The sequence below is a fragment of the Celeribacter sp. SCSIO 80788 genome, from assembly GCF_051054295.1.
Classification (GTDB): domain Bacteria; phylum Pseudomonadota; class Alphaproteobacteria; order Rhodobacterales; family Rhodobacteraceae; genus Celeribacter.
The window spans coordinates 642854-658880 of the sequence record NZ_CP150482.1 but is presented as its reverse complement, the minus strand read 5'-3'; the positions used below and the strand labels follow the sequence as shown (position 1 = coordinate 658880).

Sequence of the window (16027 nt, the reverse complement as noted above, 5' to 3'; positions counted from 1 at the left end):
GCCCAGTGAACCCACGAGGAGTCAGCCGCGCGGGAATTTCGCGTCGTAATCGTCCGCCATCTCGTTCATGGTGACGAATTTCACACCCTCATGCGAGGCCATGTGCCTGAACAGGCGTTCGAGCATCAAAAGCACCTGCGGGCGACCGGAAACGTCGGGGTGGATGGTGATCGGGAAGACCGCGTAATCCATGTTCTCGTAGACCCAGTCGAACTGGTCCTGCCACATCTGCTCGATGTCGCGCGGGTTCACGAAACCATGCGAGTTCGGCGATTTCTTGATGAACATCATCGGCGGCAGGTCGTCGAGATACCAGTTCGCCGGGATCTCGATCAGATCGGTTTCCTCGCCACGCTCCAAGGGCTTCATCCAGTCCTCGGGCTTGCCCGCGTAGTCGATCTTGGTCCAGGTATCGCCCACACGAACGCGGTAGGGTTCGAAATCCTTATGCATCAGAGAGTGATCGTATTTGATGCCTTTTTTCAAAAGCAACTCGTTGGTGACATTTGAGAATTCCCACCACGGTGCGACATAGCCAGTCGGACGTTTGCCGGACAGCTCGGTGATCAGGCCGATGCATTTGTCGAGAACCGCCTCTTCCTGCTCCGGGGTCATGGCGATCGGGTTTTCGTGGCTGTAGCCGTGGATGCCGATCTCGTGGCCGCGTTTGGCGACCTCTTTCATCTGCTCCGGGAAGGTTTCGACGGAATGGCCGGGGATGAACCAGGTGGTTTTGACACCGAGCTTGTCGAACAGGTCGAGCAGACGGATCGAGCCGACCTCGCCTGCGAACATGCCGCGGGAAATGTCGTCCGGGCTGTCTTCGCCGCCGTAGGAGCCGAGCCAGCCGGCCACGGCGTCCACATCAATCCCGAAACCGACGAGAATTTCTTTTGCCATTGGATAAGTCTCCTGTTGGATGATTAAGCGTGAATGAGGGTGATGGAGGCCGGGTCGATCCCGAGAGTGACCGGCGCACCGGGGGTCAGGGCGCGCACTTCGGGGCGGTCGGCGCTGACCTCGACGGCAACGTCGCGTTCGCCCGGCAGGCGGACCTTGAGATGCCCGACCGCGCCGACCAGATGGCGTTCAGCCAGAACCCCTTCGAGGCGGATTTCGTCAGGCGTGTTTTGCGGCGCGATGCGGAAGGCTTCGGCGGGAACGACCGCAAGGGTCTCATCGCCCTGCCCCACACCTTTCATCACACCATAAGGCGTTTCGATCAGACCGAAGCCCATGTCGGAGGCGCCTTTCGGCGTGCCTTCGAACACCGTGTTCGAGCCGATGAAGTCGGCGACAAAGGGCGTTTGCGGACGGCGATACAGCTCGCGCGGGGCTGAGATCTGTTCCACCACACCGTTCGACATGACCACAACCCGGTCCGACAGGCCCAAAGCCTCGGATTGCGCGTGGGTCACGAAGATGAAGGTGATGCCCAGTTCGCGTTGCAGAAGTTTCAATTCGTTCTGGATGATCCGGCGCAGGTTGGCGTCGAGCGCTCCAAGCGGTTCGTCGAGCAGAAGGATTTCCGGTTCGACCACCAGCCCCCGCGCCAGAGCGATACGTTGACGCTGCCCGCCCGAAAGCTTGTCCGCCTTGCGATCCGCGAATTGTTCCAGATCGAACATGTCGAGGATGCGGTCCACCTTGCGGTTGCGCTCGGCCTTGGGCGTGCCTTTGACGTCGAGACCGAAGGCCACGTTCTCGCGCACCGTCATATGCGGGAAGAGCGCGTAGTTTTGGAAAATCATCGAGGTCGGACGTTTTTCCGGCGGGATGTGGGTCACGTTCTGCCCCATCATCATGACCTCGCCATTAGTGATGTCCTCGAACCCGGCGATCATCCGCAGCGTCGTGGATTTGCCGCAGCCCGACGGGCCGAGAAAGGCCACAAACTCGCCCTTCTCCACTTTCAGATCGAAATCGGAGACGGCGACGGTGCCATCGGAATAGGTCTTGCCGACGGAAATCAGCTCGAGATCGTAGAGCATGGCGATCAGCTTTCGTGTTATATGTTCAGGAAATGGGCGGGCAGCCCGGAAGAGGTGAATGGACCGCCCGCCAACTCGGATCAGGCGTTCAGGAATTCGTCCCAGCGCATGATCAGATGGTCATACTCATCCGGCCACTGGTGCCAGTAGGCGACGTTGGACGCGCGCTCTTCGAGCGAGCCGCCATCGCGAAGATCGCCCGGGTTGATGCCGCGCTCGGCTTCGCCTTTCCACGGCGCCCCTTCGTACCAGAAGGCATAGGCGTCGGGGTCCATCGCCTCTTTGATGTTGGTCGAGGGCGAGTAGTAGCCCTGTTCGGTGACCGCGATGCCCGGCTCGCCCGACAGCCAGAAGTTGGCATAGGCGATGACGGCTTCGCGGTTCGGCGTGCCTTTGAGCATCGACGGCCCGATCGCCCAGCCGCGCGTGCCTTCTTTCGGCGTCGCGTATTTGGCGGGCTTGCCTTGGGCTTTGACGGCCATGACGGCGGGCTGCCATGCGTCGCAGACGACCATTTCGCCGGAAGCCATCAGGTTGACGAGCTCGCCGAAATCGCCCCAAAGCGCACGGAACTGGCCGTCTTTCTTTTTGGAGATCAGGAATTTCGCCGCTTCGTCGATCTCGTCCATCGTCGGGTTACCGGGGTTCTTGGCTTCCAGCAGACCGAGCGAGTTCATGGCGAGGATGGCCTGACCGATGGCAATGAGCGGGTCGACGTTCAGGCCGGATTTGCCCTTCCACTTCTCGTCGAACAGCGCAGTCCAGGTGTTGGCTTCCTCGTCGGTGAGGACCTCGGGGTTATAGCCGATGGAGTCAAAGTTGTAGACCGCCGGCACCATGTAGAGCTGGGTTTTCGCCTCATCGGCCCAGATCTGACCGGAGATCTGCGCGCGCGCGTCCCATTTCGGGTCGGTCTTGGTGAAGGTATCGCGGATCGAGGCCCAGTTCGGCAGGTCAGCCGCCGGAATGGGTTCGACATTGTCGGTCGCGATCAGCGCCGGAAGACGTTCGCCGATGATTTCCCAGCAATCGTAATCCGAGGAACCGGAGAGGATTTTGGTCTGGGCATCCGGGTAGGTCGAGGGCGTGCCGGACACGGCACCGACGCCGGTCTGGGCCTTGAACATCTCGAGGATGCGGTCCTGCACCGTGGTCGACAGACCGGTGGTGCGCAGCTCCTGATCGCCGAGGTTGGCGGCATAGGCCATGCGCGACCAAGGGTGAAGGCCAGAGCCGAGGGCTGCGGCACCCGCGGCGGCCCCGTATTTCAGAAAGGTACGGCGGTTGGATTTCAAAGTCATGGTGTCTTTCCCTGTTGATGACGTGGTGACATTGAGCGAAGTGCGGAGGCGTTCGTCGCCCCTCGTTGGCGACCTCAGTAGCGGCCGGGGGTCAGCCCCCCGTCCACGGTGATGACCTGACCGGTGAGGTAAGACGCATCGGAGGAGGCAAGAAAGGTGATGACGTTGGCGATCTCGGCAGGCTCGCCCAGACGCTTCATCGGAATGTAGGGCGAGGCGATCTCGGCCGCGTCCGGGCCAAGGCTGTGGCCCGGATTGAGAAGCTGCGCGGTGCGGATATAGCCGGGGGCGACACCGTTCACGCGAATGCCCTTGGCGGCGAATTCGACGGCGAGGCCACGGATCATGCCGATCACACCGGCTTTGGCGGTGGAGTAATGCACATGCTCATCCCAACCGTAGTTGGTGCCCATGATCGAAGAGAGGCAAATGATCGAAGCGCCCTCTTTCATCGCCGGAAGCGCCGGACGGATCACCCGCATCATGCCGTAGAGATCGACGTCGAGCGTTTCGTGCCAGGTCTCGTCGGTCATCTCCGCCATCGGCACACGCAGCGCGATCCCGGCATTGGCGACGATCACGTCGATACCACCGAAGCGTTCGTTGAGACCACCAACCAACGCATCCGCCGCCTCGGTCGAGCGCACGTTCAGCGCGTGAAACTCGGCGCTTCCGCCCGCGGCTTCGATCTCGGCGACGACCGCTTGGCCTTTGTCTTCGAGCACATCGGTGACGATCACATGATCGCCCTTGGCCGCGAAGGCCAAAGCGGCTGCGCGACCGATGCCGATGCCCGCACCGGTGACGAGAACAATACGTTTATCCATTTGAGAGCTTTCCATTTTCTGGGATCACAACATGACGTCGCCGGAGTTCGGCCCGAGCGTTTGCCCGACGAACAGAGCGGCATCGTCAGAGACGAGGAAGGAGACGACACCACCGACCTCCGCCGGAGAGCCAAAGCGCCCAAGCGGAAGTTCCGCGCGCTTGGCGGTCTTCCACTCCTCGGACAGCGCCTCCACGAGCGGCGTGTTGATCGGCCCGGGCGCCACGGCATTGACGCGGACGCCTTGGGCGGAGACCTCACGGGCCAGCGATTTCGTCATACCGATGACCGCAGCCTTGGCGCCGGCGTAATGAACCAGTTCCACGCCGCCGATCTGTCCGAGCTGCGAGGCGATGTTGACGATATGCCCCTGCCCCTTCGCGAGCATCGCAGGCAGACACGCGCGGGTGCAGAGATAGTTGCCCCGCACATGCACGGCGAAGATTTTGTCGAACATGGCAGGCTCGATCTCGGTGAACCGCGCCTGATGGCCAAAGCCCGCGTTATTGACCAAAATCTCCGGCGCGCCGAAATCTTCGGTGATCAGATCGACCATCTCGGTAACGGCGGCCTCATCGCTGACATCGGCAGCATAGGCGCCTGCGACACCGCCGGCGGCGTGGATTTTCTCGACGGTCGCCTTGGCGGCCTCAAGTGAGAGATCGTTGACGGCAACTGTGTGACCGTCGGCGGCAAGGCGGAGCGCAATGGCGGCACCGATGCCGGAGCCTGCGCCCGTGACGAGAGCGATCATTATGCGTCCTCCTGACCGGAATAACGGGAGGCCTTGGCGGTGAAGCGCTTCATCAGCAGGCCGTAGATCACCAGTAGGGTGAAGCTGAACAGCGTGGTGAGCACACCGAAGGCGAAGATGTTGGGATAGATTTCGACCGAGAACGTCCCGTAGATCGCCAGAGGCAGCGTCAGATCGCGACCTGCGGTGAAGAGCGTGCGGGCAAATTCGTCATAGCTGAGCGTGAAGGAGAACAGCATGGCGGAGAGCACACCGGGGAAGATGATCGGGAAGGTCACGCGGCGAAAAGTCTGCGCCGGGCTTACACCCAAGGAGAGCGAGGCTTCTTCGACGGTGCGGTCGAACCGGTTGAAAATGGCCAGCATCACGAGGAAGGCGAAGGGGTATGTGTAAACCACATGCAGCACGAAAGAGGTGCCCCACCACGCCCGGGCGATGCCCAGAGTGTTGGACAAAAGCGCCATACCAAGACCCACCAGAACACCGGGCACCATCATGCCGAGGATGATCAGATAGAACGCCGGACCCGAGCCCTTGAACCGGGTGCGGAAGGCTTCGGCGCTCATCACGCCCAGAACGGTCGAGACCACCGTGGTCATGAAAGCGAGGATGATCGAGCGGATCAGGCTATCGCCCACCGGAAGTTGCGAGACGCGGGAGGTTTCGGCAAAGCCCAGGAGGTGCTCATACCAGTAGACGGACCACTCGCGGATTGGGAATTGCGGCCCGCCATCGGCGCTCTGGAACGACAGGATCGCAAGGACAATCATCGGCCCATAGAGGAAGAGCAGGAAGAGAACAGTATAAATGGCGAGGGTGGGACGCAGGATGCGGGATTCCATGGCTCACATTTCCTTTCGCAAATCGACGAGCCGCAGGGCGAGCGCGATCACGGCGGTGATGATGATGGTGAGAACCACACCGGCGACGGCGGCGAAGGCCCATTTGAGCGAACCGACCTGGCTCACGATGATGTTGCCCAGAAGGTTGGTCTTGCGGCCCGACAGGGAGGCGGCGGTGGCAAACTCGCCCAGCACCATGACGGAGACAAAGATCGACCCGACCATCACCCCCGGCAGCGACAAAGGCAGGATGATGCGGCGGAAAATCGTCCCGAAAGAGGCGCCGAGATCGCGGGCGGCTTCAATCACGGAAATGTCGATCCGGCCCAGCATGAAGGTGATCGGTCCGACCATGAAGACGCAATAGATCTGCGTCATGCCGACGAGCACGGAGAATTCCGAGAACAACAGGAAGGTCAGCGGCTCATGGATGATCCCGAGTTTCATCAGGATCACGTTGATCGCGCCTTCGGTGCCGAGCATCGGACGCCATGCGATGACGCGGATCAGGAACGAGGTCCAGAACGGGATCACACAGGCCACCAGGAGCGCGGTCTGAAGCGTCTTGTTGCGCACGAAAAGCCCGATGAACAAGGCCACCGGATAGCCCACCACGATGGTCGCGATCAGCACGATGATCCAGATCCGCAAGGTGGTCCAAATCGCGCTGAGATAGGTGGCGGAGCTCATGAAGCGCTCCCAGCTCGCCGTGGTCAGCGTCGGGTTCACCGAAAACGTCGTTTGCGTCCAGAAAGACACATAGATCACCATGGCCATCGGCAGGACCATGAAGAAGAACATCCACAGAAGTCCCGGCGTCAAAAGCGCGATGGCGCGGCGGCGGTCTTTCTTTTCACGCAAGACGGCGGGGGAATGAGACGGGGTGGACGGCGTGTCCGTCGACAGGGCGGTCATCAGGCGGCTCCGTGGAATTGGCGCAGCACATCGGCTGCGAAATGGAGATCATAGCCTTGGCCTTCGACCAGATCGGGAAGGCGTGGCTGGCTGAGATGGTCGACGACCTGCAAAAGCGTGCCGTCTTCGGCGCGGAAGAAGGACAAGGCGGTCGGCCCGTTGAATTCACCGGTCAGATAGGTCGCGCGCAGGTGCGGGCGCCCCGTCGGCGCAGCTCCTTCGGGGCTCACATCCATCTGATCGAAGCGCACTGCGATCGAGCCCTGCCCCATCTCGGCCCCGCAAAGCGCGGCATCGAAGATGTTCCAGGCATTCAGATGGCGTGCAGCCTCGGCATTGCCGGGATGGCTGAACAGCGTGTCCGGTGCGTCCGACTGCATGATCCGCCCATTGGCAAGCACGGCGACCTTGTCACCCATGGTGAGCGCCTCGGTTTCGGAGCCCGTAACATGCAGGAAACTCACGCCAAGCCGTTCACGAATCGCCTTCAGCTCATCGCACATCCGCGCCCGCAGGTTCGCGTCCAGCGCGCCGAGCGGCTCATCGAGCAGAACGACACGCGGTTCACACACGAGCGTACGGGCCAGCGCGACGCGCTGTCTCTGACCGCCGGAAATGGCACTGACGCCGCGATGACCAAAGCCGGTCAAACCAACCAGCTCCAGCGCCGCTTCGGTGCGATCCTTGATCTCGGTCTCATTGGTCAGGGGCGCATGGGCACGGTGACGCAGACCGAAGGCGACGTTTTCGGCCACCGTCAGATGCGGAAACAGGGCGAAGTTCTGAAACACAAACCCGATGTCACGCAGATGCGGGGGCCGACCGTCGAGCCTCTCCCCGTCGATGGAGATCGTGCCCTGATCCGGCTCTTCGAACCCCGCGATCAGACGTAGCAGCGTCGTCTTGCCCGCCCCGGATGCCCCCAAGAGGGACATGTAGGTGTTGTCCGGAACGACGAAATCCACGCCATCCAGCGCGACCGTGCCGCCATATCTGCGACTTACCTGGCTTAATGTCAGCACTGAGTATCCCTCATGTCTTATCCCCCGCGTCGAGATTTTTGATTTTTTTGATACAAACATCATTACTCAACGTGTCGTAAAGTAAAAAATGATTTTTGCATCCTAAAAGTCATTATATTCAGAAATTCAGACATACAGACTTCAAAAATCTGCTCAATAAATAGAACTATCTGGAGATTTTCTGCTTACCCAATGAACTTCAAAACATCGCATTGATAATTTTTCGATTTTCTGTATTCAAAAACAAAATACTTTCAACCCCAAGAGCGGCCACCTATTCTCAGGGGAAGATTCCCGAACGAGGCCAGAATGATCGTTTCCGAAGACACGTCCCGCAGCAGCGACGACAGCGACAAGCGCGCGTCGCTTTTCGAGCTGGCGGCAGAATTCATTCGCAGCAATATTGCGCAGGGTCACCTCTACCCCGGCCTCGTTCTACAGGAGAGCGCGCTGTCCGAACGGCTGGACATGTCGCGCGCTACGGTCAAACGTGCCCTCGAACTCATCGAGATCGAGGGCGGCGTCGAACGCTTTTCCGGGCGGGGCTTCATCGTCACCGGCGCGACTGGCGCTCCGAAGCGTGACGATCTGCGTCGCATCGAGCTTGATCTCAGTACGCTCGATGGCAGCGCCGGCAAACCGAGCTGGCTGCGGGTCTACGACGATGTCGCCTATTACGTCACACGCTGCCCGGTATTCGGCTGCTATCGTATCGTCGAAGCGCAGATGGCCGAAGAATACGGCGTCTCACGTACGATCATCCGCGATGTGCTCGGGCGCCTTCAGGAACGCGGCCTTGTTCACAAGAACCGCACCTCCCGCTGGATCGTAGAACCTCTGACCTCGAAAAAAATCAAGGATAAGTATGAGTTGCGCGGTATTCTGGAAGTGGCCGCACTGTCCTCGGCAAAACTGCCGACGGAAAAACTGCGCGATCTGGCCGAAGAAATCCGAACCCTGTGCAAAGACGCACCGCCAACACCGGCACAGTGGTTCTCACTGGACAGACGTTTTTTTGAAATGGTTGTCCTCACGACGCCCAACGAGGATCTGGCGAATTACGCCTCGAACAACCGGCTCGCTCTCGAAGCCTGCCAGGCCGCCTTCTTTTCGCTTGGCCTGCCGCCCGACACGCAATCCATTCTGGAGCTTGGCCAGGTGATCGAGCTTGCTCTCTCGGGCTCTGTCAAGGCAGCGCAAAGCATGCTGGCGATGCATCTGACAAAGGCGCGCGATCGCACGATTGCGCAACTCAAGATCACCGCGATCCTGCCGCCTCCACCGGATTTTCCATCCTACCTGCAATTCACCTGACCCGCTCCGCGTCACGTTTCGTCCACAGATCTCGCTGCGGCGCCACCGGCGCACATGAAACCGTATTGCAGGATGCTCCGCGATTGCCGCCCCCGCTCGGTTCGGGCGGCAATCGCACCATCCCCCACAGCCTGCGCCCTCTGCAGCGATCCGGCCAGACGATCGACCACACGCTGCCGCAGGCTGTCGCCCTGTACACGATGCCCTGAAGATCGGCTCAACCCGTCGACCATAGCCTGGTTCGTGATGAACATTTCCATCAACATATCGTTGATCTGTGCGCAGGCATTCGGATCGTCGCCCAGCTCTGCCATCCGCTCCTCCAAAAGCACGGCTTGCGTTCAAGGACGGCGAAACAGAGCGCCTCACGATCCTTGAAATGCCGGTAACGCGTCATCCGGTAGCCCCCTGCCTTTGCGGAAATCCCCTCCAGAAGCACATCGCCTCCCTGTTCTGCGAACACGGTTTCTGCCGCATCGAGAACATATCTCACGACAAGAGAAACCACCTTCGTCAGTGGCGCGGCCCCGAGGATCGGGGTGAGCCGGTGAGTTCGCCCCTTGTCGACTATGCCCCCGCCGATTTCGACTTCGTGTTTTCCGTCAATGCCCGTGGCTTTGCATGCAGGAGGAAATGAAACGGATGATGGCGCAAAAACCCGGCGCGATCCTCAATCTCTCCTCTGTGGCGGGCAAGGCTGGGGTCGCGACCTCGTCGATCTATTCCACAACGAAACACGCGGTGATCGGCATGACCCTAACCGAGTGTCTCGGCACGCCGTTCTACCACCCGGTGCTGAAAGAGACGCTCCGCGATGCGCTTCAGGATTGTCGGGCACAGACGGAGCTGAAACTGCCCTATCCGCCCGGCCTGAACACAAGAGCTGAACAAATAGCCTGACGCGAACACCGCGTCGGGCTTCCGATCCGTTGAGACGCTGCGACAACGACGGTCCATCCGCCCCAAGCCCTTACCCAGGCAAGCGCTGTTCTTGAAAGGCGGACTTGAGTGCTCGGGCATCTCCCAGCCGCATCAAATCCGGCGCGGGGGATGAACCCGGCAGCGATCATCTGCCGCGCCAACATATGCTCGCTCGCACTGTTCAGGGTTTCGACCGCAACCAGTCCCCCGTCGCGCAGATGATAGACCGATTTAACCGTCCGTCCGACGTCCTGCATTCGACCTGACGGTCAACCCCGGTGAGGAGGCCTGCGATTTGAAGATTCAGCGCTCCAATATCCGACCATCACCACGGCACTTTCCGGACCGTCCTCGCCGCCCGGCCGAGCAGCTGCGGCGTCAGTTCGACAACGCTGACGTTGTAGGGAGGAAACGGGGATGTTCGGAACGGTTTGTACTCTTTGGGGAATGTGTAGCGCGGAGTTACAACGCCAAAAGCGCCCGTTGGGGCGCTATAGTGTTGTATATATGCGATATATTTGGTTGCGGGAGTAGGATTTGAACCTACGACGTTCAGGTTATGAGCCTGACGAGGTTCAGACGTTAAGCGATTGATCCTTGGGATCAATAGTCGTCTGGACGGGCATGTTTGGATTTATTCGACCTTGGTTGCGGGAGCAGGATTTGAACCTGCGACCTTCAGGTTATGAGCCTGACGAGCTACCGGGCTGCTCCATCCCGCGTCAGGGTCGAATAGGTGTGAAGCATCGTAAGAGAGATTTATAAGCTGATTATTAGGTTTGGCGGTGACCTACTCTCCCACGTCTTAAGACGCAGTACCATTGGCGCAATCGTGCTTAACTGCCGAGTTCGGGAAGGGATCGGGTGTTTCACTGACGCTGTGACCACCAAACCGAATAATGAGCTTATGTCCAAGTCAAGTAAGTTTTGTGTATGCTTTTGATTTCGTTTGAGTAAGAGCAGTTTTGCTTTTACTGGATCAAATCAAGCCTATCGGGCAATTAGTACTGGTCAACTGAATGCATTGCTGCACTTACATCTCCAGCCTATCGACGTGGTGGTCTTCCACGGCCCTCAGGGATACCTTGTTTTGAGGGGGGCTTCCCGCTTAGATGCCTTCAGCGGTTATCCTTTCCGATCATAGCTACCCTGCACTACCGTTGGCACGATAACAGGTCCACCAGTGGATCGTTCACCCCGGTCCTCTCGTACTAGGGGCAACTCCTCTCAAGTATCCTACACCCACGGCAGATAGGGACCGAACTGTCTCACGACGTTCTAAACCCAGCTCACGTACCTCTTTAAATGGCGAACAGCCATACCCTTGGGACCTGCTCCAGCCCCAGGATGAGATGAGCCGACATCGAGGTGCCAAACACTGCCGTCGATATGGACTCTTGGGCAGTATCAGCCTGTTATCCCCGGCGTACCTTTTATCCGTTGAGCGATGGCCCTTCCACTCGGGACCACCGGATCACTATGGCCGACTTTCGTCTCTGCTCGACTTGTCAGTCTTGCAGTCAGGCTGGCTTCTGCCATTGCACTCAACGAGCGATTTCCGACCGCTCTGAGCCAACCTTCGCGCGCCTCCGTTACTCTTTGGGAGGCGACCGCCCCAGTCAAACTACCCGCCACACAGGGTCCCGGGCCCAGATAATGGGTCGCGGTTAGACATCAAGCAGAACAAGGGTGGTATCTCAAGGAAGGCTCCACAGGGACTGGCGTCCCTGCTTCAAAGCCTACCACCTATCCTGCACATGTTGTGCCTGATGCCAGTGTGAAGCTGTAGTAAAGGTGCACGGGGTCTTTCCGTCTAACCGCGGGAAGCCTGCATCTTGACAGGCAATTCAATTTCGCTGAGTCGATGTTGGAGACAGCGGGGAAGTCGTTACGCCATTCGTGCAGGTCGGAACTTACCCGACAAGGAATTTCGCTACCTTAGGACCGTTATAGTTACGGCCGCCGTTTACCTGGGCTTCAATTCAGAGCTTGCACCCCTCCTTTTAACCTTCAGGCACCGGGCAGGCGTCAGACCCTATACGTCGTCTTGCGACTTCGCAGAGCCCTGTGTTTTTAGTAAACAGTCGCCACCCCCTGGTTTGTGCCCCCAGCCAATACTTGCGTAGAAACTGGGCCTCCTTCTCGCGAACTTACGGAGGTATTTTGCCGAGTTCCTTCAACATCGTTCTCTCAAGCGCCTTGGTATTCTCTACCAGTCCACCTGTGTCGGTTTAGGGTACGATCTAATGAGAGGCTATTTCCAGGGACCGCTCAGCCGCCCATTCAATCCGATAAGGATGAACGACCTTTGCGATCCGTCACTTCTCTCTGGCCCAGGAATATTAACCTGGTTCCCATCGACTACGCCTTTCGGCCTCGCCTTAGGGGTCGGCTTACCCTGCTCAGATTAGCTTTAAGCAGGAACCCTTGGACTTTCGGCGACAGGGTCTCTCACCCTGTTTGTCGCTACTCATGTCATCATTCTCACTGGTGATCTCTCCACGGGATCGCTCACGCGCCCGCTTCACAGAAAGCTTCGAGCCTCCAATGAACTGTCTTCGAAGAAGATCAGTACTAAGGAGGCATGAAGCTATATCACACCACGCTCTGCTACCATGCCTTACGGCATCCTCGGCTTCGGCTCATGGCTTGAGCCCCGTTACATCTTCGCCGCAGGACAACTTATCTAGACCAGTGAGCTGTTACGCTATCTTTAAAGGATGGCTGCTTCTAAGCCAACCTCCTGGTTGTTTTGGTCGTCCCACCTGCTTTCCCACTTAGCCATGAATTAGGGGCCTTAGCCGGAGGTCAGGGTTGTTTCCCTCTTCACTACGGGCGTTAGCACCCGCAGTGTGTCTGCCATCTAGTACTCCCGGGTATTCGGAGTTTGGTTAGGATCAGTAAGCCTGTGGGGCCCCATTACCCATCCAGTGCTCTACCCCCCGGGGTATTCGGATGACGCTCTACCTAAATAGATTTCGCAGAGAACCAGCTATCTCCGAGTTTGATTGGCCTTTCACCCCTAGGCACAACTCATCCCGACCTTTTTCAACAGGTGTGGGTTCGGACCTCCAGTAAGTGTTACCTTACCTTCATCCTGGTCATGCCTAGATCACTCGGTTTCGGGTCTGATCCCACGAACTCATGCGCCCTATTAAGACTCGCTTTCGCTGCGCCTACACCTAACGGCTTAAGCTTGCTCGTAAGACCAAGTCGATGACCCATTATACAAAAGGTACGCCGTCAGGACTCGAGGTCCCTCCGACTGCTTGTAGGCGTCCGGTTTCAGAAACTGTTTCACTCCCCTCGTCGGGGTGCTTTTCACCTTTCCCTCACGGTACTGGTTCGCTATCGGTCAGTAAGGAGTACTTAGCCTTCGGGGGTGGTCCCCCGATCTTCAGACAGAATTTCACGTGTTCCGCCCTACTTAATACGTCACTCAAAGCTTCCTGTACGGGGCTGTCACCCGCTATGGCCAGACTTTCCAATCTGTTCCAGTCACTCATCGTGCTCGGCTGGTTCCCGTTCGCTCGCCGCTACTAGGGAAGTCTCTATTGATGTCCTTTCCTCCGGGTACTTAGATGTTTCAGTTCCCCGGGTTTGCTCTTAAAACCCTATGTGTTCAGGTTAAAAGTACCTGTTTCAGCAAGATATAAGCAGCCTAAGCTATTATATCGAACTGTCAGGTGGGTTCCCCCATTCGGAAATCCATGGATCAAAGCCTATTCTCGGCTCCCCATAGCTTATCGCAGAGTATCACGTCCTTCATCGCCTCTTACTGCCAAGGCATCCACCAAACGCCCTTCTCGCGCTTGATTTGATCCAGAAAGAGCAAAACTTACGTCTTACGAGAGCTGCAGCTGGTAAGAGCAACTCTATACTTTCAGGACCAAAAGCATACTTTCCCGCTTCCGATCTTGTATGGGATCGGAAACGCGCTGCAATTCCGTAGAACCGCAACTTGGTTAGTTTACTTGACTTGGGCAACATCATCTTTTCAGCCGCGATACGCACTGAGACCGGGAATGTGGTCTGTCATGCGCCTTCCTTGCGGAAGCGACCGAGATCAACCCTCACTTGGGCGATCAACGATGTTGCATTTAATCTCTCTATACGATGTCAATTGTCGTCTAAGATTAGACGAGCAAACACTGATCTCAGTGCTTGCTGATGTAATCTTAGTGGTAATGGTGGAGCCTATCGGGATCGAACCGATGACCCTCTGCTTGCAAAGCAGATGCTCTCCCAGCTGAGCTAAGGCCCCATACTCGCTGTTTCAGCGAATTAGTGGTGGGTCGAGGAGGACTTGAACCTCCGACCTCACGCTTATCAGGCGTGCGCTCTAACCACCTGAGCTACCGACCCAAGTCCAGACCGGTAGGTCTGTGATACTTTACGAAGAGATATGAGGACGGCCTGGCCGAGTTTGATCAACTATTGTTGATCTATGCTACTATGTAGCTGCTAAGTGTTTCACGTCGAGAGAAAGTAAACTTTCTCGGGAGCTAGAAACATCCTTAGAAAGGAGGTGATCCAGCCGCAGGTTCCCCTACGGCTACCTTGTTACGACTTCACCCCAGTCGCTGAGCCTACCGTGGTCCGCTGCCCCTCCGAAGAGTTAGCGCACGGCCGTCGGGTAGACCCAACTCCCATGGTGTGACGGGCGGTGTGTACAAGGCCCGGGAACGTATTCACCGCGTCATGCTGTTACGCGATTACTAGCGATTCCGACTTCATGGGGACGAGTTGCAGACCCCAATCCGAACTGAGACATCTTTTGGAGATTAACTCACTGTAGATGCCATTGTAGCACGTGTGTAGCCCAACCCGTAAGGGCCATGAGGACTTGACGTCATCCACACCTTCCTCCCGCTTATCACGGGCAGTTTCCCTAGAGTCCCCGGCCAAACCGCTGGTAACTAAGGATGTGGGTTGCGCTCGTTGCCGGACTTAACCGAACATCTCACGACACGAGCTGACGACAGCCATGCAGCACCTGTCACTGATCCAGCCGAACTGAAGGAAAAGATCTCTCTAATCCGCGATCAGGATGTCAAGGGTTGGTAAGGTTCTGCGCGTTGCTTCGAATTAAACCACATGCTCCACCGCTTGTGCGGGCCCCCGTCAATTCCTTTGAGTTTTAATCTTGCGACCGTACTCCCCAGGCGGAATGCTTAATCCGTTAGGTGTGTCACCGACAAGTATACTTGCCGACGACTGGCATTCATCGTTTACGGTGTGGACTACCAGGGTATCTAATCCTGTTTGCTCCCCACACTTTCGCACCTCAGCGTCAGTATCGAGCCAGTGAGCCGCCTTCGCCACTGGTGTTCCTCCGAATATCTACGAATTTCACCTCTACACTCGGAATTCCACTCACCTCTCTCGAACTCAAGACATCCAGTATCAAAGGCCGTTCCGGGGTTGAGCCCCGGGATTTCACCTCTGACTTAAATATCCGCCTACGCGCGCTTTACGCCCAGTAATTCCGAACAACGCTAACCCCCTCCGTATTACCGCGGCTGCTGGCACGGAGTTAGCCGGGGTTTCTTTACCTGCTACCGTCATTATCTTCACAGGCGAAAGAGCTTTACGACCCTAAGGCCTTCATCACTCACGCGGCATGGCTAGATCAGGGTTGCCCCCATTGTCTAAGATTCCCCACTGCTGCCTCCCGTAGGAGTCTGGGCCGTGTCTCAGTCCCAGTGTTGCTGATCATCCTCTCAAACCAGCTATAGATCGTAGGCTTGGTAGGCCATTACCCCACCAACTACCTAATCTAACGCGGGCCGATCCCTTGCCGATAAATCTTTCCCCCGAAGGGCGTATACGGTATTAAACCCAGTTTCCCGGGACTATTCCGTAGCAAAGGGTACGTTCCCACGCGTTACTAACCCGTCCGCCACTAAGCCCGAAGGCTTCGTTCGACTTGCATGTGTTAGGCCTGCCGCCAGCGTTCGTTCTGAGCCAGGATCAAACTCTCAAGTTGAAAGCATATTACTATGCTAACCTTGACGTCGAACCTCTGCACATCACTCCTGAAACCGGCTAAGGTTCCAGGAAACTGTTTCTCGTGCTTGGTACCAAAAGATACCGAAAGCCGACAAACAGTGAAGCTGACACTCTATCATCGAACCTGAG

12 protein-coding genes, 3 tRNA genes and 3 rRNA genes are annotated in these 16027 nt (G+C 57.7%); 2 read left to right on the top strand and 16 right to left on the bottom strand.

The genetic code is table 11. The annotated features are described in order from the left end of the window. Positions 1-21: 21 nt before the first annotated feature. The 8 genes from V1471_RS03455 to V1471_RS03420 form a co-directional block, all read right to left on the bottom strand. The gene (locus tag V1471_RS03455; protein WP_434286907.1) at positions 22-900 is read right to left on the bottom strand and encodes a polysaccharide deacetylase family protein; all 879 of its coding nucleotides are present in this window, start codon (positions 898-900) and stop codon (positions 22-24) included. 23 nt (positions 901-923) lie between these two features. After that, positions 924-1991: an ABC transporter ATP-binding protein gene (locus V1471_RS03450; RefSeq protein WP_434286906.1), complete on the bottom strand. Its 1068-nt coding sequence runs from the start codon at positions 1989-1991 to the stop codon at positions 924-926. Between the two features lie 80 nt (positions 1992-2071). Further along, complete coding sequence (locus V1471_RS03445) at positions 2072-3292, bottom strand: ABC transporter substrate-binding protein (RefSeq protein ID WP_434286905.1); 1221 nt, start codon at positions 3290-3292, stop codon at positions 2072-2074. A gap of 74 nt (positions 3293-3366) precedes the next feature. Next, on the bottom strand, positions 3367-4119 hold the full coding sequence (locus V1471_RS03440) for an SDR family NAD(P)-dependent oxidoreductase (protein ID WP_434286904.1): 753 nt from the start codon (positions 4117-4119) through the stop codon (positions 3367-3369). A 24-nt stretch (positions 4120-4143) separates the two neighbouring features. Further along, positions 4144-4872 (bottom strand): SDR family NAD(P)-dependent oxidoreductase, encoded by a 729-nt coding sequence (locus tag V1471_RS03435; protein ID WP_434286903.1) that lies wholly within the window; start codon positions 4870-4872, stop codon positions 4144-4146. Next, complete coding sequence (locus tag V1471_RS03430) at positions 4872-5714, bottom strand: ABC transporter permease (RefSeq protein ID WP_434286902.1); 843 nt, start codon at positions 5712-5714, stop codon at positions 4872-4874. The genes V1471_RS03435 and V1471_RS03430 overlap by 1 nt, the downstream gene beginning before the upstream one ends. Positions 5715-5717: 3 nt before the next feature. Further along, on the bottom strand, positions 5718-6629 hold the full coding sequence (locus V1471_RS03425; protein WP_434286901.1) for an ABC transporter permease: 912 nt from the start codon (positions 6627-6629) through the stop codon (positions 5718-5720). Continuing rightward, complete coding sequence (locus tag V1471_RS03420) at positions 6629-7651, bottom strand: ABC transporter ATP-binding protein (RefSeq protein ID WP_434286900.1); 1023 nt, start codon at positions 7649-7651, stop codon at positions 6629-6631. Before V1471_RS03420 ends, V1471_RS03425 begins: the two co-directional genes overlap by 1 nt. A gap of 309 nt (positions 7652-7960) precedes the next feature. On the opposite strand from V1471_RS03420, the gene V1471_RS03415 reads away from it, so the two are divergent. Continuing rightward, positions 7961-8965, top strand: a complete 1005-nt coding sequence (locus V1471_RS03415) for a GntR family transcriptional regulator (RefSeq protein WP_434286898.1) — start codon at positions 7961-7963, stop codon at positions 8963-8965. Between the two features lie 11 nt (positions 8966-8976). Here the strand turns inward: V1471_RS03415 and V1471_RS03410 are convergent, their stop codons facing one another. Then, positions 8977-9279, bottom strand: coding sequence for a hypothetical protein (locus V1471_RS03410; protein ID WP_434286897.1), 303 nt, complete (start codon positions 9277-9279; stop codon positions 8977-8979). Positions 9280-9586: 307 nt separating this feature from the next. Between V1471_RS03410 and V1471_RS03405 the strand changes: the two genes are divergently transcribed. After that, positions 9587-9865 (top strand): SDR family NAD(P)-dependent oxidoreductase, encoded by a 279-nt coding sequence (locus V1471_RS03405; RefSeq protein ID WP_434286896.1) that lies wholly within the window; start codon positions 9587-9589, stop codon positions 9863-9865. On the opposite strand, the gene V1471_RS03400 is transcribed toward V1471_RS03405, so the two are convergent. From V1471_RS03400 to V1471_RS03370, 7 genes are all read right to left on the bottom strand, one after another. Next, positions 9823-10143: an oxidoreductase C-terminal domain-containing protein gene (locus V1471_RS03400; RefSeq protein ID WP_434286895.1), complete on the bottom strand. Its 321-nt coding sequence runs from the start codon at positions 10141-10143 to the stop codon at positions 9823-9825. The two genes, V1471_RS03405 and V1471_RS03400, sit on opposite strands and share 43 nt — an antisense overlap. Before the next feature lie 388 nt (positions 10144-10531). After that, positions 10532-10608 (bottom strand) — tRNA-Met (locus V1471_RS03395). A gap of 55 nt (positions 10609-10663) precedes the next feature. After that, positions 10664-10778: ribosomal RNA gene (gene rrf / locus V1471_RS03390) — 5S ribosomal RNA — on the bottom strand. A gap of 88 nt (positions 10779-10866) precedes the next feature. After that, positions 10867-13704: ribosomal RNA gene (locus V1471_RS03385) — 23S ribosomal RNA — on the bottom strand. A gap of 370 nt (positions 13705-14074) precedes the next feature. Beyond that, positions 14075-14150 (bottom strand) — tRNA-Ala (locus V1471_RS03380). 24 nt (positions 14151-14174) lie between these two features. Next, a tRNA-Ile gene (locus V1471_RS03375) sits at positions 14175-14251 on the bottom strand. A gap of 156 nt (positions 14252-14407) precedes the next feature. Beyond that, positions 14408-15875: ribosomal RNA gene (locus V1471_RS03370) — 16S ribosomal RNA — on the bottom strand. Together the 16S, 23S and 5S rRNA genes with 3 tRNA genes alongside form the textbook arrangement of a ribosomal RNA operon. Between the last annotated feature and the right edge of the window lie 152 nt (positions 15876-16027).

What these genes read in the sequence shown, in the direction of transcription:
- V1471_RS03440 (WP_434286904.1), bottom strand. Translation starts at nt 4,119, where the DNA reads ATGGATAAACGTATTGTTCTCGTCACCGGTGCGGGCATCGGCATCGGT.
- V1471_RS03430 (WP_434286902.1), bottom strand. Translation starts at nt 5,714, where the DNA reads ATGGAATCCCGCATCCTGCGTCCCACCCTCGCCATTTATACTGTTCTC.
- V1471_RS03400 (WP_434286895.1), bottom strand. Translation starts at nt 10,143, where the DNA reads ATGCAGGACGTCGGACGGACGGTTAAATCGGTCTATCATCTGCGCGAC.
- V1471_RS03405 (WP_434286896.1), top strand. Translation starts at nt 9,587, where the DNA reads ATGCAGGAGGAAATGAAACGGATGATGGCGCAAAAACCCGGCGCGATC.
- V1471_RS03425 (WP_434286901.1), bottom strand. Translation starts at nt 6,629, where the DNA reads ATGACCGCCCTGTCGACGGACACGCCGTCCACCCCGTCTCATTCCCCC.
- V1471_RS03415 (WP_434286898.1), top strand. Translation starts at nt 7,961, where the DNA reads ATGATCGTTTCCGAAGACACGTCCCGCAGCAGCGACGACAGCGACAAG.
- V1471_RS03435 (WP_434286903.1), bottom strand. Translation starts at nt 4,872, where the DNA reads ATGATCGCTCTCGTCACGGGCGCAGGCTCCGGCATCGGTGCCGCCATT.
- V1471_RS03445 (WP_434286905.1), bottom strand. Translation starts at nt 3,292, where the DNA reads ATGACTTTGAAATCCAACCGCCGTACCTTTCTGAAATACGGGGCCGCC.
- V1471_RS03410 (WP_434286897.1), bottom strand. Translation starts at nt 9,279, where the DNA reads ATGGCAGAGCTGGGCGACGATCCGAATGCCTGCGCACAGATCAACGAT.
- V1471_RS03450 (WP_434286906.1), bottom strand. Translation starts at nt 1,991, where the DNA reads ATGCTCTACGATCTCGAGCTGATTTCCGTCGGCAAGACCTATTCCGAT.
- V1471_RS03455 (WP_434286907.1), bottom strand. Translation starts at nt 900, where the DNA reads ATGGCAAAAGAAATTCTCGTCGGTTTCGGGATTGATGTGGACGCCGTG.